At 51.4% G+C, this 20,330-nt stretch carries 20 protein-coding genes; 11 read left to right on the top strand and 9 right to left on the bottom strand.

Going from position 1 to position 20,330, the window contains the following annotated elements:
- Nucleotides 1-21 precede the first annotated feature (21 nt).
- Nucleotides 22-480 carry a thiosulfate oxidation carrier protein SoxY gene (gene soxY / locus ACFVYJ_RS02150; protein WP_419414539.1) on the bottom strand — a complete coding sequence of 153 codons (459 nt, stop codon included), beginning with the start codon at nucleotides 478-480 and terminating at the stop codon, nucleotides 22-24.
- A gap of 48 nt (nucleotides 481-528) precedes the next feature.
- On the bottom strand, nucleotides 529-891 hold the full coding sequence (soxX, locus tag ACFVYJ_RS02145) for a sulfur oxidation c-type cytochrome SoxX (RefSeq protein WP_419414538.1): 363 nt from the start codon (nucleotides 889-891) through the stop codon (nucleotides 529-531).
- 484 nt (nucleotides 892-1,375) lie between these two features.
- Here soxX and ACFVYJ_RS02140 point away from each other — a divergent pair, with 484 nt between their 5' ends.
- Nucleotides 1,376-2,401 (top strand): M48 family metalloprotease, encoded by a 1,026-nt coding sequence (locus ACFVYJ_RS02140; RefSeq protein WP_419414537.1) that lies wholly within the window; start codon nucleotides 1,376-1,378, stop codon nucleotides 2,399-2,401.
- A gap of 155 nt (nucleotides 2,402-2,556) precedes the next feature.
- Here the strand turns inward: ACFVYJ_RS02140 and ACFVYJ_RS02135 are convergent, their stop codons facing one another.
- Complete coding sequence (locus ACFVYJ_RS02135) at nucleotides 2,557-3,420, bottom strand: TraB/GumN family protein (RefSeq protein ID WP_419414536.1); 864 nt, start codon at nucleotides 3,418-3,420, stop codon at nucleotides 2,557-2,559.
- 107 nt (nucleotides 3,421-3,527) lie between these two features.
- Here ACFVYJ_RS02135 and ACFVYJ_RS02130 point away from each other — a divergent pair, with 107 nt between their 5' ends.
- Complete coding sequence (locus ACFVYJ_RS02130) at nucleotides 3,528-4,331, top strand: response regulator (RefSeq protein WP_419414535.1); 804 nt, start codon at nucleotides 3,528-3,530, stop codon at nucleotides 4,329-4,331.
- A gap of 117 nt (nucleotides 4,332-4,448) precedes the next feature.
- A complete protein-coding gene (locus ACFVYJ_RS02125; protein WP_419414534.1) occupies nucleotides 4,449-6,212 on the top strand; it encodes a DEAD/DEAH box helicase in 1,764 nt (587 codons plus the stop codon).
- A 27-nt stretch (nucleotides 6,213-6,239) separates the two neighbouring features.
- On the opposite strand, the gene ACFVYJ_RS02120 is transcribed toward ACFVYJ_RS02125, so the two are convergent.
- Complete coding sequence (locus ACFVYJ_RS02120) at nucleotides 6,240-6,626, bottom strand: RidA family protein (protein WP_419414533.1); 387 nt, start codon at nucleotides 6,624-6,626, stop codon at nucleotides 6,240-6,242.
- A gap of 143 nt (nucleotides 6,627-6,769) precedes the next feature.
- Here ACFVYJ_RS02120 and ACFVYJ_RS02115 point away from each other — a divergent pair, with 143 nt between their 5' ends.
- The 4 genes from ACFVYJ_RS02115 (at nucleotide 6,770) to ACFVYJ_RS02100 (ending at nucleotide 10,870) form a co-directional block, all read left to right on the top strand.
- A complete protein-coding gene (locus ACFVYJ_RS02115) occupies nucleotides 6,770-7,528 on the top strand; it encodes a TlyA family RNA methyltransferase (protein ID WP_419414532.1) in 759 nt (252 codons plus the stop codon).
- Between the two features lie 183 nt (nucleotides 7,529-7,711).
- Nucleotides 7,712-9,247, top strand: a complete 1,536-nt coding sequence (locus tag ACFVYJ_RS02110; protein ID WP_419414531.1) for a GNAT family N-acetyltransferase — start codon at nucleotides 7,712-7,714, stop codon at nucleotides 9,245-9,247.
- Nucleotides 9,248-9,369: 122 nt separating this feature from the next.
- On the top strand, nucleotides 9,370-9,873 hold the full coding sequence (locus ACFVYJ_RS02105) for a glutathione peroxidase (RefSeq protein WP_419414530.1): 504 nt from the start codon (nucleotides 9,370-9,372) through the stop codon (nucleotides 9,871-9,873).
- A gap of 10 nt (nucleotides 9,874-9,883) precedes the next feature.
- The gene (locus ACFVYJ_RS02100) at nucleotides 9,884-10,870 is read left to right on the top strand and encodes an NAD(P)/FAD-dependent oxidoreductase (RefSeq protein WP_419414529.1); all 987 of its coding nucleotides are present in this window, start codon (nucleotides 9,884-9,886) and stop codon (nucleotides 10,868-10,870) included.
- On the opposite strand, the gene ACFVYJ_RS02095 is transcribed toward ACFVYJ_RS02100, so the two are convergent.
- The 5 genes from ACFVYJ_RS02095 to ACFVYJ_RS02075 form a co-directional block, all read right to left on the bottom strand.
- On the bottom strand, nucleotides 10,851-11,321 hold the full coding sequence (locus ACFVYJ_RS02095; RefSeq protein ID WP_419414528.1) for a DUF3833 family protein: 471 nt from the start codon (nucleotides 11,319-11,321) through the stop codon (nucleotides 10,851-10,853). The genes ACFVYJ_RS02100 and ACFVYJ_RS02095 overlap by 20 nt on opposite strands.
- Nucleotides 11,322-11,387: 66 nt before the next feature.
- A complete protein-coding gene (locus ACFVYJ_RS02090; RefSeq protein WP_419414527.1) occupies nucleotides 11,388-12,791 on the bottom strand; it encodes a cryptochrome/photolyase family protein in 1,404 nt (467 codons plus the stop codon).
- Nucleotides 12,788-13,750, bottom strand: coding sequence for a YbgA family protein (locus ACFVYJ_RS02085; RefSeq protein ID WP_419414526.1), 963 nt, complete (start codon nucleotides 13,748-13,750; stop codon nucleotides 12,788-12,790). Before ACFVYJ_RS02085 ends, ACFVYJ_RS02090 begins: the two co-directional genes overlap by 4 nt.
- Nucleotides 13,751-13,785: 35 nt before the next feature.
- Nucleotides 13,786-14,442, bottom strand: a complete 657-nt coding sequence (locus tag ACFVYJ_RS02080; RefSeq protein ID WP_419414525.1) for a ChrR family anti-sigma-E factor — start codon at nucleotides 14,440-14,442, stop codon at nucleotides 13,786-13,788.
- Nucleotides 14,439-15,062, bottom strand: coding sequence for a sigma-70 family RNA polymerase sigma factor (locus ACFVYJ_RS02075; protein WP_419414524.1), 624 nt, complete (start codon nucleotides 15,060-15,062; stop codon nucleotides 14,439-14,441). The genes ACFVYJ_RS02080 and ACFVYJ_RS02075 overlap by 4 nt, the downstream gene beginning before the upstream one ends.
- A gap of 135 nt (nucleotides 15,063-15,197) precedes the next feature.
- On the opposite strand from ACFVYJ_RS02075, the gene ACFVYJ_RS02070 reads away from it, so the two are divergent.
- The 4 genes from ACFVYJ_RS02070 to ACFVYJ_RS02055 form a co-directional block, all read left to right on the top strand.
- The gene (locus ACFVYJ_RS02070) at nucleotides 15,198-16,562 is read left to right on the top strand and encodes an NAD(P)/FAD-dependent oxidoreductase (protein WP_419414523.1); all 1,365 of its coding nucleotides are present in this window, start codon (nucleotides 15,198-15,200) and stop codon (nucleotides 16,560-16,562) included.
- Nucleotides 16,555-17,361 (top strand): DUF1365 domain-containing protein, encoded by an 807-nt coding sequence (locus tag ACFVYJ_RS02065; RefSeq protein WP_419414522.1) that lies wholly within the window; start codon nucleotides 16,555-16,557, stop codon nucleotides 17,359-17,361. The genes ACFVYJ_RS02070 and ACFVYJ_RS02065 overlap by 8 nt, the downstream gene beginning before the upstream one ends.
- On the top strand, nucleotides 17,348-18,589 hold the full coding sequence (locus ACFVYJ_RS02060) for a class I SAM-dependent methyltransferase (protein ID WP_419414521.1): 1,242 nt from the start codon (nucleotides 17,348-17,350) through the stop codon (nucleotides 18,587-18,589). The genes ACFVYJ_RS02065 and ACFVYJ_RS02060 overlap by 14 nt, the downstream gene beginning before the upstream one ends.
- A gap of 470 nt (nucleotides 18,590-19,059) precedes the next feature.
- The coding region (locus tag ACFVYJ_RS02055) for a hypothetical protein (protein ID WP_463254804.1) at nucleotides 19,060-20,330 on the top strand (1,271 nt) is incomplete at its 3' end.

Below are 20,330 nucleotides of genomic sequence, written 5' to 3'. Positions count from 1 at the left end.
TTTAACTCCTCGCCTTGCTGCTTAACCGCCGCAACCACCAATGGTGACTTTGACCTCTTTCACTGCGCTATATAACTTATCTTCCGCTTGCACCACGGCAGTCACCTTCGAGGTTTTACCCATGCGGATCCGAGTTGAGATATTGGCATCGGTACCCTCAGGGATAAGGCATTGCATCACCAGGGGCGTGGGATTGTGTTCTACAAACAGGCTAATGCTTTCTACACCTGTTAACGTGGAGCTCACCGTGACCGGAACCACAGCACCATTTTCAGCGATATCCGGCGCTTTCAGAGTAATTTCTGCACTGAGTTCCGGTTCGGCGCCAAACAGCTCTTGCATGGCATTCGCCTGATCTTTGGCACGAAACGCCTGTTCATTCCACGCCGCATAGGCCAAGCGCGGCAACAGCACGCCAAAACCAACCAGTGCACTACCCGCCGCAATCGCCTTAATTACCGCACGTCGTTTAATACTCATTCATTTCCCCTCTCAAACACTGGCCATCAGGACTTGAAACCCCAGGCGTCAAAACTGGTATATATATTCAACCACCGCATCTATTTCCTCTTCTGAAAGGATCCAGTGCTTGCCCACCGGAGGCATGATGGTTAACGGGTTATTGCGAGTAGCGTCCCAAATCTGAGCACGCAGTTTACGCTTATCAGGAAACCGCTGTGCCATCATAAACATAGGCGGTCCCTGGCGGCCTGCCAGCTTGGCATCGGCATCATCAATTGCATGACAGGAGATGCAATTACCGCGGGATTTATCCAGATACACCGCCCTGCCTTCAGCTATAAGTTCCGCCTGTTCCGTTGCCGGTACCCTGGCACTGTGCAATAAGCCGCATAAACTGGCAACCAACAGGGCCGTTATTAATCTGGACATGTCATTTCTGCGATAATTCATAAGTTGTCCACTCAGCCTGTGCCAAGCTCAATCAGTTTGTTGTTCAGTCGCTGGATTCAATCATGTAGACGACCATAACTGCAACCTGTTACCCCAACACATGCAATCAGCGACCAGCTGTACCACTGCTGACAAAGTGAACCTTCTGTAGCAGAGTTCCAATCTCGGCCGGCAACCCCTGTTATATCCCTGACCACCGTAAATTAAGATCATTCCCTTTAAATATCCGTCCCGATCCTTCGCTATGCAATATCCTGGTTTGAGGGTTCTGCCAAACGCGGTGTTACAGAACACATCCGCGGATGGTTGCAGCGGTTAACCTGTCTCTGTTGTTCCAAATATATGTAACGCGCATACCAACCGGATTGTCTCTGCGGTAGGCTGATCACTACATGGCATACTGCTAACATGGAGGCCATAAGTGATCAGCCCATTTTCAGGTACTTGGAGAAGCCCCCCGACGATGGCAACGCGCATCACCCTACTCTGTTGCATCGGCTTATGGATGACGGGGTGTGCTGCCACACAAGCGCCGATGGGGCAGATTGACCCTCAAGCATTGGCGGCTGAACAGCACCTACAGGCAGAAGCGGCGCTACGCTGGCGTAATGGCCAACGTATCCGTCTGCAAAGCGCTGCCTACCCCGTACTGCACAAAGCCAATACGACCTATTGTGTCAACCAGCAGCGTTACAGCCTTGGTCTTATGTTGCACCAGCTCTATCTCTACCCTGAAGCACAGCAAGCCGCAGCACAGGCAATATATGGCGGGCTTAAACAACCCGAAGTACTGCATACACTGCCCGGTAGTATCAGTCGTGGGCGTATCCAGCCTGGAGACCAGATACTTGCGATAAACAATAAGCCCGTGCGTCCTTCACTGCCGCATACCCTGAGTCAGTTACAACAAGCGATGGCTGATGGCGCAACAGTGACACTCAAACTGCAGCGGCAAGCAAACGTAATAACACAAAAGCTCAAACCAGAATTGATATGTGACTACCCCGTGCAGCTAAGCTATAGCGATCAAGTGAATGGCTATGCCGATGGTCAACAAATCACCATCACCGCGGGTATGTTACACTTTGCTAATGATCATGAACTCGCGTTGATCATCGCCCATGAACTTGCGCATAACGTGCTGCAACATACGCGCATCGAAATTCAACGACTCACTTTGGCTGGCTTATTGGATGCTCTGCTGATCAGCAGCGGAATTCCCAGCCCGGGACTGCTCATGGGGCTGGCAGGCACCACCGGTCTGGAGACGTTTGAGTTACACGCTGACCGGCTGGCAATTCAACTACTGGCTGATACCGGTTATGAGTTAGATGGTCTGGCAGAATTCTGGCGCAGATTGGGCAGCCAATACCCGCAAAGCATCCATAGCAAAGGCATTGAGACGCATCCCGGCACTGCAGAACGTTACCTGCGTGTCCAGCAACAGATACGACGACTACAAAGCACTGCAGCACCTGACAACCAGTGAAGTCGGCACATGGCTATCACTCCGCCACCAATTCACGGTATACTGTTACCAGTTATGCAGCATAATGACTAAATAAGCTGCACCAGATGAAGTTCCCGAATACCGTCGCATTTGCTGCCAAGCAGCCTTTTTATGCGACGGTTTTTTTTGCCTGTTTACAACTGTTCTACTGCATAGCCTCGAGACTCGAGTGCCTGCAACAGGCCATCAGCACCGACCAGATGCGCTGCGCCGACCAGTACCATCTCCACAGAAGGCGTCTCCAACAAAGCCTCGATCGCAGGCAGCCAGATGATATTTCGCGCCACCAGCAGCCGCTGATAAACCTCAGGATAGGCCTGCTGCATATCCCCGATCACCCGCGATGAAAGCGCCACCCGATCGCCGCGTTTCCAGGCTGTAACGATTTCACGCATCACGGGTTTTGTCTGCGCCAGATCATCCAGCGACTGCTGAATAAAACGGGTCTCATTACCCAGCCCAAGCGTCGCTATGTAATCCAGGTGAGCCTTAACACTCTCCAGCCCCTGGGTGGGCTTACCATCGGTTTGCGCCCGGTAGTGATACACCATATCGGGTCCGGCGGCATGTATGCCGAGGCGCTGAAACTCTGTATTCAATAGCGTTAACATCACCCCTGCCGGTTTCAGTCGTAAAAAGGTATCCGCTGACAGGTTGTTTTCCAGCGCATAGGCGGTTAACCGGGCGTAGAGTGGGGCCGGGATGTGCTGTCTGAGTGATTCTTCCGGGGGATATATTAACCGTTGCATTAACTGCCACTGCACCTGCGGTTGCTGCAGGTGACCAATATCCGTCTCAAACACCACAGCATCTGACACTTGATAGGCTTGTTCTAATACCTTGGGTAACGGCAGATCAGATTCAGCAAGCAGATGGATAGTGCCCGCCAGATAGAGAGTATGATTGCCCTGAGTAATACGCCACACAGGGCCTTCAGCATGACACCAAGGTACCAGACCCAAGCATAACCCCACGAGGACGCTTATATACTTAGGCATAGGATTTTTCCTGCTTAAGACAGATTGAATACAGACTACCATAGCCTACCATTCAGATGTGCGTACCAAGGCCGATACCTTCTGGATAACTGTTAGGGAAATTATTTATGGCTGTCGATCAACACCTGTCTCCTGCTGACCTGCATATTCTGATGGCCGAGCCCTCAGGCGTGCAACGCCGCATAATCAGCAACGAACTCTATGCCAGCCAGATACAAATGATCGATGAGGCCGACAGTGTTGCCACAACACTGCTGCAGGCACAACGTAATACGCCTGACCTGATCATCAGTGCCCTGCACTTTGCCGACGGTTCCGCCATGGATTTACTCCATCAACTTCGGGCGGATACACAAACTGCTGAGATTCCCTTTATGCTGATCTCCAGCGAAACACGGCAACAGCAATTGGAGCAGTTCAAGCAGTCAGGTGTGATTGCCATTCTGCCCAAACCATTTAAACCCGACGACCTGACTACGGCCATCCGCGCGACGCTGGATCTGCTGACGCAGTCAGAACTTTCACTGGAATATTACGAGCCCGACCAGTTACGCGTGCTGATCGTAGACGATAGCAATATGGCGCGAAAATTGATTCGCCGGGTACTCAGTGGTCTAGGTATTGAAAACTTTACTGAGGCGGAAGATGGCTCGGCCGCTATGACCGAACTGACAGAGAAGGAATTCGATCTGGTGGTAACGGATTACAACATGCCGCAAGTCAATGGGCTGGAACTGACAGAATTTATCCGTAGCTCTGCTCAACATGCGCACCTGCCTATACTTATGGTCAGCAGTGAAGCCAATCAGGCACATCTGCAAAACATCAGCCGTGCGGGGGTAAACGCACTCACCGATAAGCCTTTCGAACCCGATACAATCCGCCAAATATTGACCAGAATCCTCGGTTAATAGTTGTTGAAATTACTAGTACCTGTATAATTTGCGCTTTCCTTCCCGGGCAGACATCCCCCTACCGTCACAGCTGATGGTGGTGAGTCTGTTCAATCCAAACAGGTAATCCATCGCATGAATTCCTCAGATCAGCCCTCATTCGCTGAGCTTGGCCTTGCTGCCCCCGTTCTCGAGGTGCTGGACGCAATTGGCTATGAAACCCCATCCCCGATCCAGGCCGCGAGTATCCCTCACCTGCTAGAGGGACGTGACCTACTGGGCATCGCCCAGACCGGCACCGGCAAAACCGCTGCTTTTGCTCTACCACTGCTCTCCCGTCTGGACCTGCGCCAGCGTAATACCCAGCTGTTGATTCTGGCCCCGACACGCGAACTGGCCATTCAGGTGGCAGAAGCCTGTCAGACCTACGCCCGTAACCTGCCTGACTTCCACGTATTACCGATTTACGGTGGTCAAGCCTACGATACCCAATTACGCCAGCTGAAGCGTGGTGCTCAGGTTGTTGTTGGCACCCCGGGGCGCGTCATGGACCATATGCGTCGCGGCACCCTGAAACTGAATAACCTGCGAGCGCTGGTATTAGATGAAGCCGATGAGATGTTGCGCATGGGCTTTATTGACGATGTGAAGTGGGTCTTGGAACACACGCCGGATAACTGCCAGATTGCTTTGTTCTCTGCCACCATGCCAGAACAGATCAAACAGGTCGCCCAGACGCACTTGAACTCCCCTGCGGAAGTTCGCATTGCATCCAAAACCGCAACAGCAACCACGATTGCCCAGAAGTACTGGCGTGTCAGTGGACTGCATAAGCTGGACGCCCTGACCCGTATTCTTGAGATGCAGGCATTTGATGCCATGCTGATCTTTGTGCGTACCAAGTCCGCCACTGTGGAACTGGCCGAAAAACTCAGCGCCCGCGGTTATGCCTGTGAAGCACTGAATGGTGATATATCCCAGAACCTGAGGGAACGGACGATTGATCGGCTGAAGTCAGGCCATATTGATGTGCTGATCGCCACCGACGTTGTCGCCCGTGGTCTTGATGTCGAACGCATCAGCCATGTACTGAATTACGATATCCCTTACGATACCGAATCTTATATCCACCGAATTGGCCGTACCGGTCGTGCCGGACGCAAGGGTGAAGCTATTCTGTTTGTATCGCCTCGGGAACAGCGCATGCTGAAAGCAATCGAGCGGGCAACCCGCCAGCCGATCGAACGCATGCATCTGCCATCCACAGAAGACATCAACGAAAAACGTGTGTCGCGTTTCATGGAGCGTATCCGGGAAACTCTCGACAATACTGACCTGGCGTTCTACAGCGACCTGCTGACAGATTACCAGAAAGAAAACGATACTGACCCACTGCAACTGGCTGCCGCCCTTGCCCATTTACTGCAAGGGGAAACACCGTTACTGCTGAAAGAGTCTCGCGCTGATTTCGATCAGGGCCGTGTCGACAATGACAACAAACCGGCTCGCCGTCCTAAAGGGATGTCCAGCAAACCCAAGCCATTGAAAGAGTTCCCTGAAATTGAGATGGAACGCTATCAACTGAATGTGGGTCATCAACACGGCGTGGCACCCAAAAATATCGTTGGTGCCATTGCCAATGAAGCTGGCATCGAGTCACGTTACATCGGTCAGATTGATATCTTTGACAGTACCACAACTGTGGACCTGCCCAGCGGCATGCCTAAAGACGTAGTGCAGCAGCTGAAACGCGCCATTGTTTGTGGCCAGCGCCTGAATCTGCGTAGTTTGAACGAAGATAGCCGACCACCGCGCAAGCGCAGTAAACCACCAGTCAATAAAAATGCTGATGGGAAAAAACCGCCGCGCAAGCGTAAAGAGAAAGACAAAAACAGCTAATAAAAAACGGGCATATGCCCGTTTTTTTTATTCCTGGGTTACCATCACAGCATCCACTTCTATATCAGCCCCTTTAGGGATCTGCTTCACAGCAAACGCCGCGCGGGCTGGATAGGGTTCATCAAAGAACCGAGCCATCACCTCATTGACCTCAGGAAAATACTCCATATCCGATAACAGAATCGTCAGTTTAACGCAGTCTGCCAGGGAACCACCTGCCGCTTCAGCCACTGCACTTAAATTACGAAACACCTGCTCTGCCTGAGCAACAAACGACTCGGTCACCAGCTCCATGGTTTCAGGGATCAGCGGAATCTGGCCTGACAGATATACGGTACTACCTACCTTGACTGCCTGAGAATAGGTACCAATAGCTGCCGGGGCGCTATTGGTATTGATGATACTCTTGTTCATATCATGTCCTTGTGTAGTAAGCATTTGCGGCCATTGTAAACCAAGTCCCGTGAACTGCCATGCTTTTCTAAGTCACAACAACCCTACTCCCACATGCCGAGTCACCGTATAATACAGCTCTTTTTTCAGGAATCAGTCCAGCGATGATACGTGCCGATCAGATACTGGTGGAACGTGGCCTGGCCCAGTCGCGCACTCAGGCTCAGCGCATGATCCGCAACCATCAGGTGCGTTACCGGTTATCAACCCAGTGGCAAATACTGAGTAAGCCCGGACAAAAATTGAACCCAAACTGCGAACTGCAGATAGAGTCATGCCTTGCCGACAGCTATGTCTCCCGCGGTGCACTTAAACTGTTAGCGGCATTAGAAAAAGCCGAATTAACACTGGAAGGTTGCGTCGCGCTTGATGTCGGCCAGTCCACCGGCGGCTTCACTGATTGTCTACTACAAGCAGGTATAGCCAGGGTCGTTGGCATTGAGGTCGGACATGATCAGCTGGCCTCCCGTTTACGTCAAGACCCCCGGGTAATCTGCTATGAAGGCGTCAATGCCCGTGCCCTGGATGACTCATTAAAACAGCACTGTCGGCAACCTGCAGGCTATGATCTGGCGGTCATGGATGTGTCATTTATTTCACAGACCCATATTCTACCCTCACTGGTCCCCCTGTTAGCTCCTGGTGCCTTATTGATCAGCTTGGTCAAACCCCAATTCGAGGTAGGCAAAGCCGGTATTGGCCGGGGTGGTTTGGTCCGGGACAGCAGTCTTTACCCATCTGTTGAAGCCAGTGTGAGCCAATGCTGCCAGACTCTGGGCATGCAAATTGAACATTACTTCGAAAGCCCCATCACCGGCGGTGATGGCAATCGTGAATTTCTTTTGATTGCCCGCAAACAGTGACTTCTAGTCTGATAGATTTCATTCTAAGATAAGCCAACTGCCGGACTCTCCGGCACATGTTAATCCTGTGGGCTCCGCAACTGATCAGGCACACTTTCACGCCCCGCGTAGGTCTCATGCAACGCGCGGCAGGAACACCTGTTTCAGATCCCGTAACTCACCCTTGCAGCAAGGAGTCTTTCCATGGCTGACGATTTACGCCTTACGATCCGCAACCTCACAGACGACGATTATCCGCAGCTTAAAGCGCTGATGGACACGGTATATGACGATATCGGCGGTGCCTGGCCCAAACATACTATCCGTCAGCTGATCAAAGATTTCCCGGAAGGCCAGATCTGCCTGGTTGACCATCAAAACATTATCGGTGTGGCACTGGCCGCACGGGTCGATTATCAGCGTTTCAGCAACCCCCACACCTATGATGACCTGATTGGCAAGCGCACCACCATTCTGAACGACCCGAAGGGTGATGCCATGTACGGCCTGGATGTCCTGATTCATCCTGATTTCAGGGGTTACCGCCTGGGGCGACGCCTGTACGAGACCCGCAAAGAGCTATGCCGCCAGCAAAATCTGCGCGCCATTCTGGCCGGAGGCCGTATCCCCTATTACTACAAATATGTTGATCATATGACGCCCTATGAGTATCTGGATGCCGTCGCGAAACGGGAGATCTACGATCCGATCCTGACCTTTCAGCTCTCCAATGATTTTCTGGTCAAACGCCTGATGACCAAGTACCTACCAGAAGACGAAAAATCACAGGGTTACGGTACCCTACTGGAGTGGAACAACATCTTCTACGAACATGATGTGCAGATGCTGGTACAGCGTAAGTCACAGGTTCGGATCGGAGCCGTGCAGTGGCAGATGCGCCAGGTAAGTTCAGTTGAAGAGCTGCTGCAGCAGGTTGAATACTTTGTCGACGCCCTGTCGAATTATAAAAGTGACTTTGCCCTGTTCCCGGAGTTCTTTAATGCACCACTCATGGGGTTGCATGATCAGCAGGCGCAGCAGATGGAGGCGATTCGCTTTCTGGCGCTTTACACCGAACAGTTTCGTGATGCGATGCTGCAGATGGCAGTCAGTTACAACATCAATATCATCACCGGCTCCATGCCCCTGCTTGAGGGCGATATTCTATACAACGTCAGTTACCTGTGCCGCCGTGACGGCACTCTGGAAATGCAGAAGAAGATCCATATCACGCCGCATGAGCGTCGGGACTGGGTCATCCAGGGGGGGAACGAGTTACGGGTGTTTGATACCGATGCCGGGCGTGTTGGTATTCTAATCTGTTATGACGTTGAGTTTCCTGAACTGGGGCGCTTACTGGCATCGGAAGATATGGATATTCTGTTTGTACCCTATTGGACCGACACCAAAAATGGTTATCTGCGTGTGCGCCACTGTGCCCAGGCGCGGGCAATCGAAAATGAGTGCTATGTGGTGATCTGTGGTAGCTGTGGCAACCTGCCTGCCGTCGAGAGCCTTGACGTGCAATACTCTCAGTCTGCGGTATTTTCGCCATCGGATTTTGCCTTCCCGCACGACGCCGTGATGACGGAAACCACCCCCAACACTGAGATGCTGATGTTTTCAGACCTTGACCTAGACCGACTGAAGATTATCCGCAGTGAGGGCTCAGTAAATAATCTGAAAGACCGCCGTATTGACCTCTACGAAGTTAAGCATTTAAAGGTTCAGCCGTCCTGATCCAGCATCGGCAGTTATCCGTACAAGCAGGATATGAACGAAACACAGGAGAGACCATGTTGTATGTGCGGCAGGTTTTTGGACTAATTGCGCTACTGATCACAATGCAGAGTCAATCAATTATGGCAGACGACAAACGCCCCACAGAGTGCAGTAATATCTACCAGTTTACGGTGCCTGACCTGTTGCACAACACACCGGTAAATTTCTGCCAAGCCTATCATGGTAAAGTATTACTCATCGTCAATACGGCCAGCAAATGTGCATTTACCGGACAGTATGAAGGATTGGAAAAACTCTATAGCGAATACAAGGATCGTGGGCTCGTGGTGCTGGGTTTTCCATCCAATCAATTTGCCGGGCAGGAGCCGGGCACGCCGACAGAAATTCAGAACTTCTGCCGCCTGACGTATGGCGTGGAGTTCCCTATGTTTGCCAAAAGTCAGGTCAAAAAGAAGGGCGCAGATCCAATCTGGCAGTATCTTGGCGAAACCAGCGGCACCTATCCAAAATGGAATTTCTACAAATACCTGATCGACCGTCAGGGCAAAGTGGTGGATGTCTACAGCAGCATATCTTCGCCTGATACCAGAAAATTCCGTAACGCCATCGAAGCCCTGCTATAACGAGTCCCTCATGGAATCAGAGTATATTGCTATCGTCGGAGCAGGCCTGGCCGGCGCAGTCCTGGCTCAGCGTTTTACAGCAGCGGGACATCAGGTAACGGTATTTGAAAAAAGCCGTGGCAGTGGTGGCCGGCTGGCCAGTTGCCGGATAAATGCAACCAGCCTTGATCTGGGAGCGCCCTGGTTTGAGCCTCAATCCACTGCTTTCAAAGACTGGTTATTACAACAGCCGGATATGGTTGAATGGCAGCCTAACGCAGTAGATTTCGATGGATCACCCATTGAGCTCCCCGTGGTGTTAAACCAGACCCGGCAAAGCAGCCTGACCCGGCAACTATTACAGCGTGCTGAATTTCGCACCCAGACCCGCATCAGCAGAATCAGTCCATCATCAGGACATGGCGTCGGGTTATGGGATGATAAACAACTGACATTGGGTGGCTTTGATAAAGCCATCATTACCGCTCCGGCACCACAAGCTTTGCCACTACTACCACAAGAACCCGACTTGACCGCTTGCTTGCAGACGATCGGCACTCGACCCTGCTGGGTAGCCATTGTCAGGACTACACAGCATTCTTTACCTGATGTTACTGTGATGCAGGGTCAACACCCAATTTTTGCCCGCCTCATCTGCCTCAACAACCGGCCCGGTGACAGTGCTGACAGTGACCAGACACTCTGGCGGTTAGAAGCAAACGCGGACTGGTCGTCAATCCATGCAGAAAGCCCTGCCGCTGAAGTTGAAGCATTGATGCTAACAGCACTTAGCAAGATAGAGGGGTTTCAGGGGCCGGCTGAGGTACACCGGGTACATCGCTGGTTATATTGCACCCATACCCAGCCTCATCAGGATGCATACTATTACAACGCTACCTCCGGAATTGGTGCCTGCGGTGATTGGTTTGGCAATCTGGGTAGCGAATCGGCCTGGTACAGCGCATCATGTTTGGCAGACTCTCTGCTGGATAATGAATTTAATGAGCCTGCTGTTTAAAAAACAGCGTAACTGAGCCCAACCGGATACCCCACTTCGAAATATAACCCCGGCTTAGTGCAGATCCATCGGGCAGGCGGTAGATGTGATCATCTACCCTCACGTTTACACTTATGTTGTTGGTAGTAAGCCGCATAACATACTTCCAGCGCAGCTTTGCGCCATCACTGAAGCCTGCTGCAACGCCTGGAATATCCGCAGCAGTGCCAGAATAATGTGACTGACCCAGTGCCGTGATATACCAGACACGCTGAGCTTGCTCACCATCATCGTAGACAAAGTTTTCACGCAGACAGAGCTGATTACCGCTCACTTCTCCTTTGATATCCACCACGAAGCTACGGCGTAAAATACCAAAGCGGTCCTCAAAAATACCCCAGGCACGGGATGATCCTGCAAAAAACGAAAACAGTTCAAAATCAGGCCACGGGGTATTATCAAGGGCGGGCATCAAATACTACTCAAAAGAGGGATATACCGCTTCTACGCATCGCCTGCCCGAGCAGATCATCAAACATCAGGTCTGGCTTTGCTGATAGTCATCCAGACTTTGCTGGCGGGCCGCCCGATAATCGATAACCGGTCGCGGACGCCCTGCTTCGGCAGCCGCCGCAGGATCGTGCCGTTTTTTGGCAGGCAAGCCTTGTAGCTCAGGTAACCAATGGCTTACAAAACGGCCTTCCGGATCAAACCGCTCAGCTTGGCGTTGAGGATTAAAGATCCTGAAATAAGGCGCCGCATCTGCGCCGACAGAAGCACACCACTGCCAGCCGCCCATATTCGAAGCAAAGTCGCCATCGATCAGATGCTGCATAAAAAACTGCGCACCCTTGCGCCAGTCTTGTCGCAGCAGCTTAGTGAGAAACGAAGCACAGACCATACGCAATCGATTATGCATCCAGCCGGTATCCAGCAACTGTTTCATGCCAGCATCGACCAGCGGAAATCCGGTTTCCCCAGCACACCAGGCATCAAATAATCCTGGGTCATGGTGCCAGGAAATTCGGGTTTCTACCTCGGGCCGAAACGGATGCAGATAATTCATCCGGGGAAACTGAACCAGCAAATGACGATAAAATTCCCGCCAGATAAGCTCAGTCAGCCACTGACTGTTGAACCAGTCGGGATCGTCGGCGTAAGCAGAGAGCCCTGCCAGGCATTGTCGGGCAGAAATGGCACCCACCGTCAAATAAGGCGACAGTTGGGATGTCCCAGGTAGTGATGGGATATCACGTTGCTGCGGATAACCGTGCAGCTGCGCATCAACAAATGCCTGCAGCCGCTCATGTGCAACATCTGAACCGGCTGGCCAGAGTTGCTGCCGCCAGCGACTACTTAATGTGCCGCCATACTCCAGCTGCTCAGCCAGATCCGTTGAGGTTAAGCTGTTTGCCGGCTGACGCCGAGGCAGCCCCAATGGCTGCGGCTGCTGCATCTGACATACCTTGCGCCATGCGCGACTAAAGGGCGTAAACACTTTAAATGGCTGGCCCTGCCCCGTAAGCACCTCCCCCGGCGGAATAATCAGATCTGCATGAAAACCCACCACTTTGCGGCCAGTACGGCGCAACCGTTCAAGCACCGCCAAATCGCGCTGACGCTCATTGAACGCATATTCATGATTAAGATAGAGACGGTCGCTTTGCAACTCGGTCGCCAGATTGACCAGCAGTTCCGGTATAGCGGTGTAATCGTCGGCCTGAAGCAGGCGCAAAGGGATATTCAGTGCTGACAGCTCGGCTTGCAGACTCTGCAAATGCGCATACCAAAACTGCATCTTTGCCGGCGCATCATCATGCGCCTGCCACTGACCTGGGGTCAGAACACATACTGCAACAACGCCACGTCCAGACTCACAAGCCTGATACAGCGCCGGATTATCTCTAACCCTGAGATCATTACGAAACCAAACCAGGTTCATATGTAATTTCTAAGACCAAGCTCGTGGGGGTAAGGGTTAAGGTATGCCTGAGAAAGGATGTACTCACTGCCATACCGTTTCAGATAATGCTGCAGCAGTGACAGCGGTACCACCAGATGCACTTTCTTGGTTCGGTAGTCTTCGATGGCACTAAGCAGGTCATGTCGCGTTGCACTGTCGAGATGCTTTTTCAGATAACCCATAATGTGCATCAGCACGTTGCTATGGGTTTTACGCGTCGCCGGCCGACGCAGAAAGGCCATCAGCTCTTTAAGATAAGTTTCAGCAGCTTCTGCCACAGGCAATCGCGGAGCCTCTTGCGCCAGAAACCGGCCCAATACGCGGTAACCCTGGTAATGGTGAGCCATGAGCTGATACTTATGCCGACTGTGAAACTGAAGCATCTTGTGCAGCGATAATTCCGGCACAACATCTGTCTTCCAGTCATGGTAAACAAATACCCGGGTGATGAAATTTTCCCGCAGTACGGCGTCCTGAAGCCGACCCTCCTCTTCCACGGGGAGCGCCGGGTGCAACTGCATCAAGCGTTCGGCATATAAACCACTGCCAGCAACATTCGGGTTACCGTTGGCATGATAGACTTTGACGCGCTCCATGCCACAACTCGGCGAGCCTTTCATCAGGATATAACCGCAAAGCTCTGGCGCAGCCTGATAGACCTGTTCCGCATAATCCTTTAACGCATCGGTCACATCGATGCTTGGATCTTTGGTACCAACTACGCGCCGACCCTGCGGCATATCCACCAGACGGATTGGCTCCCTGGGAGTCCCTAAGCCAACCGCCACTTCAGGGCAGAAGCTTTTAAATTCGAAGCACTCGCTCAACACATCCAAACAATAGCGGGAACGTTTATGCCCCCCATCGAAGCGCACTTTCTGGCCCATTAAACAGGCGCTGATACCAACGGGTATAAGAGAGTTTTCGAGTTTAGCCATACTGTTTGCTCAGAACCTCTAGTAACTAAACGCCATCAAAAGCCGGTCAATGGTTGTACCAGACGACCGAGCAGGGTAGTAAAGCGAAGCGGTGCATCTGTAGCGACTATGCAGATGCAGCCTTCCCTGCCGTCCGCAAGCGGTTGATGCTCAACCTGATCATCCAAGTCAGATACATCACCCCGCTGGAATCGACCAATTTCATCACTCAGCGAGCCACGCAACAACAGTGTAAGTTCGTTGCCGCGGTGCGAATGAGGCAGCACAGTGCCGCCTGGCGCTACCCGCAATAATTTGGTAGTTCCCTGAGAACCACAGGGCAAATCATAGTAACAAATACCAGGCACCATACGTTTCCATTCCACCTCATCCAGTGAATCACCGATGATCTCAGCCAACGGCTGCGGCACTTCCGTGGCTGAAGCGCTGGATTTGGCCGGAGCTGCGGCGGGCACTTCATCTACTGGGTCATGAAGCTTGAGCAATACCTGATCCAGCGAATCTTCAGCGATCGCTTCGGGCGTCAAAGACTCAAGTAGCGCACCGCCAATCGCTTCAGGCGTACGTAACCTCGCCCGGCAAGCGTCACACATTGAGAGATGGCAAGCAACGACCAGAGCCAACCCGTGCGGCAAAGCGCCTGCGGCGTAGCTGAACAACGTCGCATCGTCGAGATGATGATTAATCTTCATAGTTCACCTCCTCTCCAGTGCTGTTTAAGCTTGTCACATGCCAGACGAATACGAGATTTAACACTACCTAAGGGAATATCCAAGCGACTGGAAATCTCAGCATGTGACCGACCTTCAAAAAATGACATATACAAAACCTGTGCTTGATTCTCCGGAAGATTGTTAATGGCGCTGCGTACCCGGTCTGTGACCAATCCCTGTTCGATGCATGGCGTGTCATGCGTCTCATGCTGCTCAATGTCCGGAATCACGTCATCATATGAGCAAGTCGGGTATTTTTGTTTACGCATCCAATCGATGCTTTGGTTTCTGGCCAGGGTAAATATCCAGGTACTGGCAGCGGCTTTGTCCGGATTGAACATGTGCGCTTTACGCCACACAGACAACATAGTTTCTTGCATCAGCTCATCAGCAACAGATTCCAGCACACCAAGGCGGCGGATATAAGCTTTGACCCGAGGAGCAAAGTGGCGGAAAAGCTGAATATACAACCGCCTGTCCTTGGAGCGAGCGAGTTCGGCGAGCATCTGCGTCCAACTCAAGGAGTCCAGCCCTTCTGTTGCGTCATTCGAAATGAAGGCGAGGTTTTCCACGTCATCTCCCGGTGGTGTTTTTTTCATAGACTCTCTACGCAGATTCTTGATTAATAGATCATAAACTCTTTTACACTGAGCACACTGAACTGTATAGCGGGTGATCTTTTTCCGGCTCCGCAGCGTAAGCATTCTCAAACTGTAACAAGGACTGACACCGGCATGACAATCTCACCCCTTCGACCGCAAAAGATAGCAGTAATAGGTTCCGGTATTTCCGGACTGGGATGCGCATGGCTATTGGATCAGGGTCACGACGTTACGCTGTTTGAGAAAGATGACAGGCTGGGTGGGCATGCCAACACCGTTACCTGCGCTTTAGACGGACAAGACGTGCCTGTCGATACCGGCTTCATTGTCTACAACCCGGTCAACTACCCTAATCTGGTGCAGTTGTTTAAACACCTTAATGTGACCTCCGCCGAAACTGACATGACCTTTGCCATCTCCCGGAACAAAGGTCAACTTGAGTATTCAGGCACGGATATGTCCGGCTTGCTGGCACAGAAGAAAAACCTGCTGCGGCCACGCTTCTGGGTGATGATCAAAGAGCTGTTGCGGTTTTATCGCAACGCCGAAAGCATGTGTCAGGCCGCCGAAGCCCAAGAGATGACCTTGGGGGAGCTGCTTGAACGCTATGGTTACCATGATGCTTTTGTTCAGGACCATTTGCTCCCCATGGGGGCTGCAATCTGGTCAACGCCGACGCAGGCCATGCTGGATTACCCCGCGAGCAGTTTCCTGCGCTTCTGTATCAATCACGGCCTGGTGCAACTGTCTGACCGGCCTCAGTGGCGCACGGTGGTAGGCGGCAGCCGGCAATATGTGAATGCGATACAAGAGGGTTTAAGAGGTAAGGTTCGCCTGAACAGCTTAATCCACAAAATTAAGCGCGAGAATGGCAAAGTGATCGTTCAGGACCTGCATGGCAACAGCGAAACCTTCGATCATGTCGTGCTAGCCTGCCATCCGGATCAGGCAATAAAACTGCTGGACCAGCCCAGCGCACAAGAACTGGAACTGCTCAGCGCTTTCCCCTATCAACGCAATCAGGCATTTCTCCACACCGATTGCAGCTTAATGCCCCAGAGAGAAGCCGTTTGGTCTAGCTGGAATTACATGGCCACCGGTAACAAACAAGACCAACAAGTCTCTGTCACCTACTGGATGAACAAACTGCAACCACTGCCCTGTAACACACCGGTATTTGTCTCACTCAATCCGCAAACCCCACCCCAACCAGACACCTTGTTGCGCACTTTCTTTTATGACCACCCAGTCTTTGGGCGAAATGCTCTGCAGGCTCAGAAAAATCTCTGGAAGCTGCAAGGCCAGCAAAACACCTGGTTTTGTGGTGCGTATTTTGGCTATGGCTTTCACGAAGACGGTCTACAGTCCGGCCTCGCGGTTGCAGAGCAACTCGGCAGCATACCACGCCCCTGGCATCTGCAAAATCCGAATAACCGCATCCATGTAAATAATGCTATACATGCTGTTGAGTCATTGACTGAGGTTTGTGATGCCTGACGTTTCAGCCTGCCTGTACCGGGGCCATGTGATGCACCAGCGTCACCAACCGGTGAAGCACCGCTTTGTATACCGAGTATTCGCCGCCTGCTTTGAATTGCAAACCCTGAATAACACCAGCGAAAAGCTGCGCTGCTTTTCCCGCAACCGTTTTAATCTGTACGCCCTGTACGATAAAGACCACGGTTTAGGTAGCAATAATTTACTGGCCGATATCACCCACCTGCTTCATCGCTGCGGCTACGGTGAAGCCAGTCACAGTGTGCGCCTGTTATGCTATCCCAGAATTCTTGGCTACCAGTTCAATCCGCTGTCTGAATATTTCTGTTACGACGCCTCAGGCCAACTCAACGTTATTATCCACGAAGTTCATAACACCTTTGGGCAACGCCACCTCTACCTGATTCCGGCGCATGCCAACGGCGATACCTGGATTCAGCAAACCACCGAAAAGCAGATGTATGTCAGCCCATTTACACCCTTTGAGAGCCAATACCGCTTTAAAATACAACCGCCGCTGGCGGGTGTCAGGGTTCATATCCGTCAGGTAGAGCGCGAAACTGGCGCACCTATTCTCGATGCTCTGTTTCAGGGTAAAAGCCAGGCCCTGACAGACAAAAACCTGCTTATCAATTTTTTCCGCTACCCCTTGATGACACTGAAGATAATCACCGCAATTCATTGGGAAGCATTCCGTTTATGGCGTCAGAAACTTACCGTTCAGCCTCGCCCAGCATCCGCCCGATGCAATATCAGTTGGCAGTCCGCCTCAGGAGAGACTCTGCATGAAACCCTCTGAATATCGTACCCCGGCCCAACCACTTCCATCACAACAGCTCAATTGGCCTGAGCAGCTTCTGGTTCGTTATTTGAATCAGCAACTGAGCAAAAAAAACGGCCAACTAGACCTGACTTTACCCAGTGGTAATCAGGTTCAACTGGGCTCCGGCGCTCCCTACGCCCAGGTCACCCTACATAGCTGGCGCGCACTCGCTGGCTTAGTCTTCGGTGGCATTAATGGCTGGTCAGATAGCTATCTGCATGGTCATTGGGAAAGTACGGATCTGACTGAGCTGGTTGAATGGGCACTGCACCAGGAAGAATCACTTGAGCAGATGGCCTGGGCCGATTTTGTCATCAACCTGCGCTACAACCGTATCCACCGCAAAAACCATAACAGCAAAGCCGGTAGCCGACGCAATATCGCCGCCCATTACGATCTCGGTAACGACTTTTACCGCTTATGGCTTGATCCCAGCATGACCTACTCTGCTGCCCTGTTTACCAAGCAGGACCAGAGCCTGGAAACAGCCCAGCAAGAAAAATATGCGCGTATTTTGGCATTACTTAACACTCAACCCGGAGATCAGCTGCTGGAAATAGGCTGTGGCTGGGGAGGCTTTGCACTCAGTGCCGCCAATCAGGACGTAAACGTACATGGCATCTCCCTGTCCAATGAACAACTGGCCTGGGGGCGACAGCAGGTCGACGCATTCGGGCTTGACGATAAAATACAACTGACTCACACCGACTACCGAGACCTTACTGGACAGTACGATGCGATCGTCTCCATTGAAATGTTTGAGGCTGTCGGTGAAGAGCATTGGGATCACTATTTCGAGGTCTTGCGTCGCTCGTTGAAACCCGGTGGCCGAATTGTGCTGCAAATCATCAGCATCGAAGACAAACGCTTTGAAACCTACCGCCGGCAGGCTGATTTTATCCAACGTTATATATTCCCCGGCGGGATGCTGCCATCAGTCAACAAATTAAAAGAAAAGTTTGACCAGCATGGTTTGCAACTGAAAGCTCAACAGATGTTTGGCGCTGACTACGGTAAAACCTTAAAAATCTGGCGCCAGCAATTTGAGCGCCACTGGCATGAGATAGCCCAGCATGGTTTTGATGACAGGTTTTACCGCATGTGGCGTTACTACCTGGCATATTGCGAAGGCGGATTTAAGCAAGGTGCACTAGATGTCGGACTTTACCTGCTCGAAAACCAAGCCTCCCCGCTCGACCAGTAACCCATGTTAAATACCTGCTGGGGTTATCAGATTCTACGCTAACCCCGGCCCTTTCCCTTTTGCTCCACCCACTTCCGAACCGCAACATAGTTAAAATTTTATCCATGTTTTAAACCATATTACTTTTGTATTTCAATCATTAAAAGCCCATCGCACATATCAAAAAAAATACACTAAATAACTGTTTTAAATTATTATTTTTCAAATAAACAGCTAGTTACGCAGCATTCAACAGAATCAAGAATTATTCCTAAAATCACCTATTTCAAACAAGTTTTTAAATATTCGCATTTCCTTATAAACAAAAATCGCTAGAATCACTCTGACATGCCCATTAATGGAGCGGCATGCAGATCAAACCGTCAAAGCTCCCCATCAAGCTGAAAACATAATTCAGTACATGGGCAGACAGGAAGACAAGGACCCGGTTGGACGCTTATTCAGGCCCAACCCAAAGCGAGGAATACGACGTGCTTAAACAAGACATGCTCAAAAGCGGAGCCTTTATCCTGACAGTTGCTCTTTTGTCCGGTTGTCAGGGCGGACACAGCCTTAAATCTCTTGCTGCAGGAAGCAGTTCAGATGAAGAGGTAACTGTCTCAAGTAGTACAGAAAGTAATACTGGAAATAATAACCAGAACTCTCAAGGAGAAATTACAGATACGACCGATCCTGAGACCGATAATAGCAATCCCCCAGGTTCAGCGCTGGATGAAGGTTCCAACACTCCCGAAACATCCCCTTCAACCTCAGCACCTTCACCAGAAATTGCCGCAACAGACCTACTCGATAACACCGTAGACAATTCAACTGATCTACTTGATGACTCTGTTGATACAGTCACAGATACTCTGGACTCAGCCTTGCTTGTTGTGGACGATGTCAGCGGCGGACTTACAAGCGACTTGATAGGTGATAACACCCTCGCAGCGACCAACAACCTGGCCGATAACACCACAGAGAGTTTGGACAGTTTAGTGGACGCAACCACTGATGTAGTAGACAGTCTTTCCGATGGCACCATGACTGATGCAGTCGATAGTCTGGTTGATACAACAACAGGTACGCTGTCTACACTTACCGACGACACCACCGATGTGCTCGACAGCCTGGTGGCTGATACTGGCGCTACGCTGGATAGTTTAGTTGGTCAAACAACTGATCTTTCCGACGACTTACTTAATACAACCGAATCAATTTTAGGTGCTACAACAGACAGCCTGTTAGGCGATACCACATTGGATGTCGACCTGTCTGCAGAGGCTGGGCTTGATCTCGCTGATACAGGCTCGCTACTGGAAGACACTACAGACACTGCCGATGGTTTACTGACTGACAGTCTGTCGCTGACAGAAGCTGTCGTGGATACAGCAGGTACATTGCTGGATGACACCACGGCCTCCCTGCTAGGTGATACCACGGACCTGTCCGACAGTTTGCTGGATACGGCTGATTCACTATTAGGTGATACAACAGACAGCCTGTTAGGCGACACCGCATTGGATGTCGACCTGTCTGCAGAGGCTGGGCTTGATCTCGCTGATACAGGCTCGCTACTGGAAGACACTACAGACACTGCCGATGGTTTACTGACTGACAGTCTGTCGCTGACAGAAGCTGTCGTGGATACTGCAGACTCCCTGTTGGATGACACCGCTGACTCACTGCTAGGTGATACCACGGACCTGTCCGACAGTTTGCTGGATACGGCTGATTCACTATTAGGTGATACAACAGACAG

It is taken from the genome of Pontibacter sp. JAM-7 (assembly GCF_048548695.2).
Taxonomy (GTDB): domain Bacteria; phylum Pseudomonadota; class Gammaproteobacteria; order Pseudomonadales; family Balneatricaceae; genus Neptuniibacter.
The sequence above is the reverse complement of the archived record's forward strand: the minus strand, read 5'-3'. Positions and strand labels throughout refer to the sequence as shown.

Bases quoted from the DNA above. Each gene is read 5' to 3' on its own strand.
- soxY (WP_419414539.1), bottom strand. From the start codon at position 480: ATGAGTATTAAACGACGTGCGGTAATTAAGGCGATTGCGGCGGGTAGT.
- soxX (WP_419414538.1), bottom strand. From the start codon at position 891: ATGTCCAGATTAATAACGGCCCTGTTGGTTGCCAGTTTATGCGGCTTA.
- ACFVYJ_RS02140 (WP_419414537.1), top strand. From the start codon at position 1,376: ATGGCAACGCGCATCACCCTACTCTGTTGCATCGGCTTATGGATGACG.
- ACFVYJ_RS02135 (WP_419414536.1), bottom strand. From the start codon at position 3,420: ATGCCTAAGTATATAAGCGTCCTCGTGGGGTTATGCTTGGGTCTGGTA.
- ACFVYJ_RS02130 (WP_419414535.1), top strand. From the start codon at position 3,528: ATGGCTGTCGATCAACACCTGTCTCCTGCTGACCTGCATATTCTGATG.
- ACFVYJ_RS02125 (WP_419414534.1), top strand. From the start codon at position 4,449: ATGAATTCCTCAGATCAGCCCTCATTCGCTGAGCTTGGCCTTGCTGCC.
- ACFVYJ_RS02120 (WP_419414533.1), bottom strand. From the start codon at position 6,626: ATGAACAAGAGTATCATCAATACCAATAGCGCCCCGGCAGCTATTGGT.
- ACFVYJ_RS02115 (WP_419414532.1), top strand. From the start codon at position 6,770: ATGATACGTGCCGATCAGATACTGGTGGAACGTGGCCTGGCCCAGTCG.
- ACFVYJ_RS02110 (WP_419414531.1), top strand. From the start codon at position 7,712: ATGGCTGACGATTTACGCCTTACGATCCGCAACCTCACAGACGACGAT.
- ACFVYJ_RS02105 (WP_419414530.1), top strand. From the start codon at position 9,370: ATGGCAGACGACAAACGCCCCACAGAGTGCAGTAATATCTACCAGTTT.
- ACFVYJ_RS02100 (WP_419414529.1), top strand. From the start codon at position 9,884: ATGGAATCAGAGTATATTGCTATCGTCGGAGCAGGCCTGGCCGGCGCA.
- ACFVYJ_RS02095 (WP_419414528.1), bottom strand. From the start codon at position 11,321: ATGCCCGCCCTTGATAATACCCCGTGGCCTGATTTTGAACTGTTTTCG.
- ACFVYJ_RS02090 (WP_419414527.1), bottom strand. From the start codon at position 12,791: ATGAACCTGGTTTGGTTTCGTAATGATCTCAGGGTTAGAGATAATCCG.
- ACFVYJ_RS02085 (WP_419414526.1), bottom strand. From the start codon at position 13,750: ATGGCTAAACTCGAAAACTCTCTTATACCCGTTGGTATCAGCGCCTGT.
- ACFVYJ_RS02080 (WP_419414525.1), bottom strand. From the start codon at position 14,442: ATGAAGATTAATCATCATCTCGACGATGCGACGTTGTTCAGCTACGCC.
- ACFVYJ_RS02075 (WP_419414524.1), bottom strand. From the start codon at position 15,062: ATGAAAAAAACACCACCGGGAGATGACGTGGAAAACCTCGCCTTCATT.
- ACFVYJ_RS02070 (WP_419414523.1), top strand. From the start codon at position 15,198: ATGACAATCTCACCCCTTCGACCGCAAAAGATAGCAGTAATAGGTTCC.
- ACFVYJ_RS02065 (WP_419414522.1), top strand. From the start codon at position 16,555: ATGCCTGACGTTTCAGCCTGCCTGTACCGGGGCCATGTGATGCACCAG.
- ACFVYJ_RS02060 (WP_419414521.1), top strand. From the start codon at position 17,348: ATGAAACCCTCTGAATATCGTACCCCGGCCCAACCACTTCCATCACAA.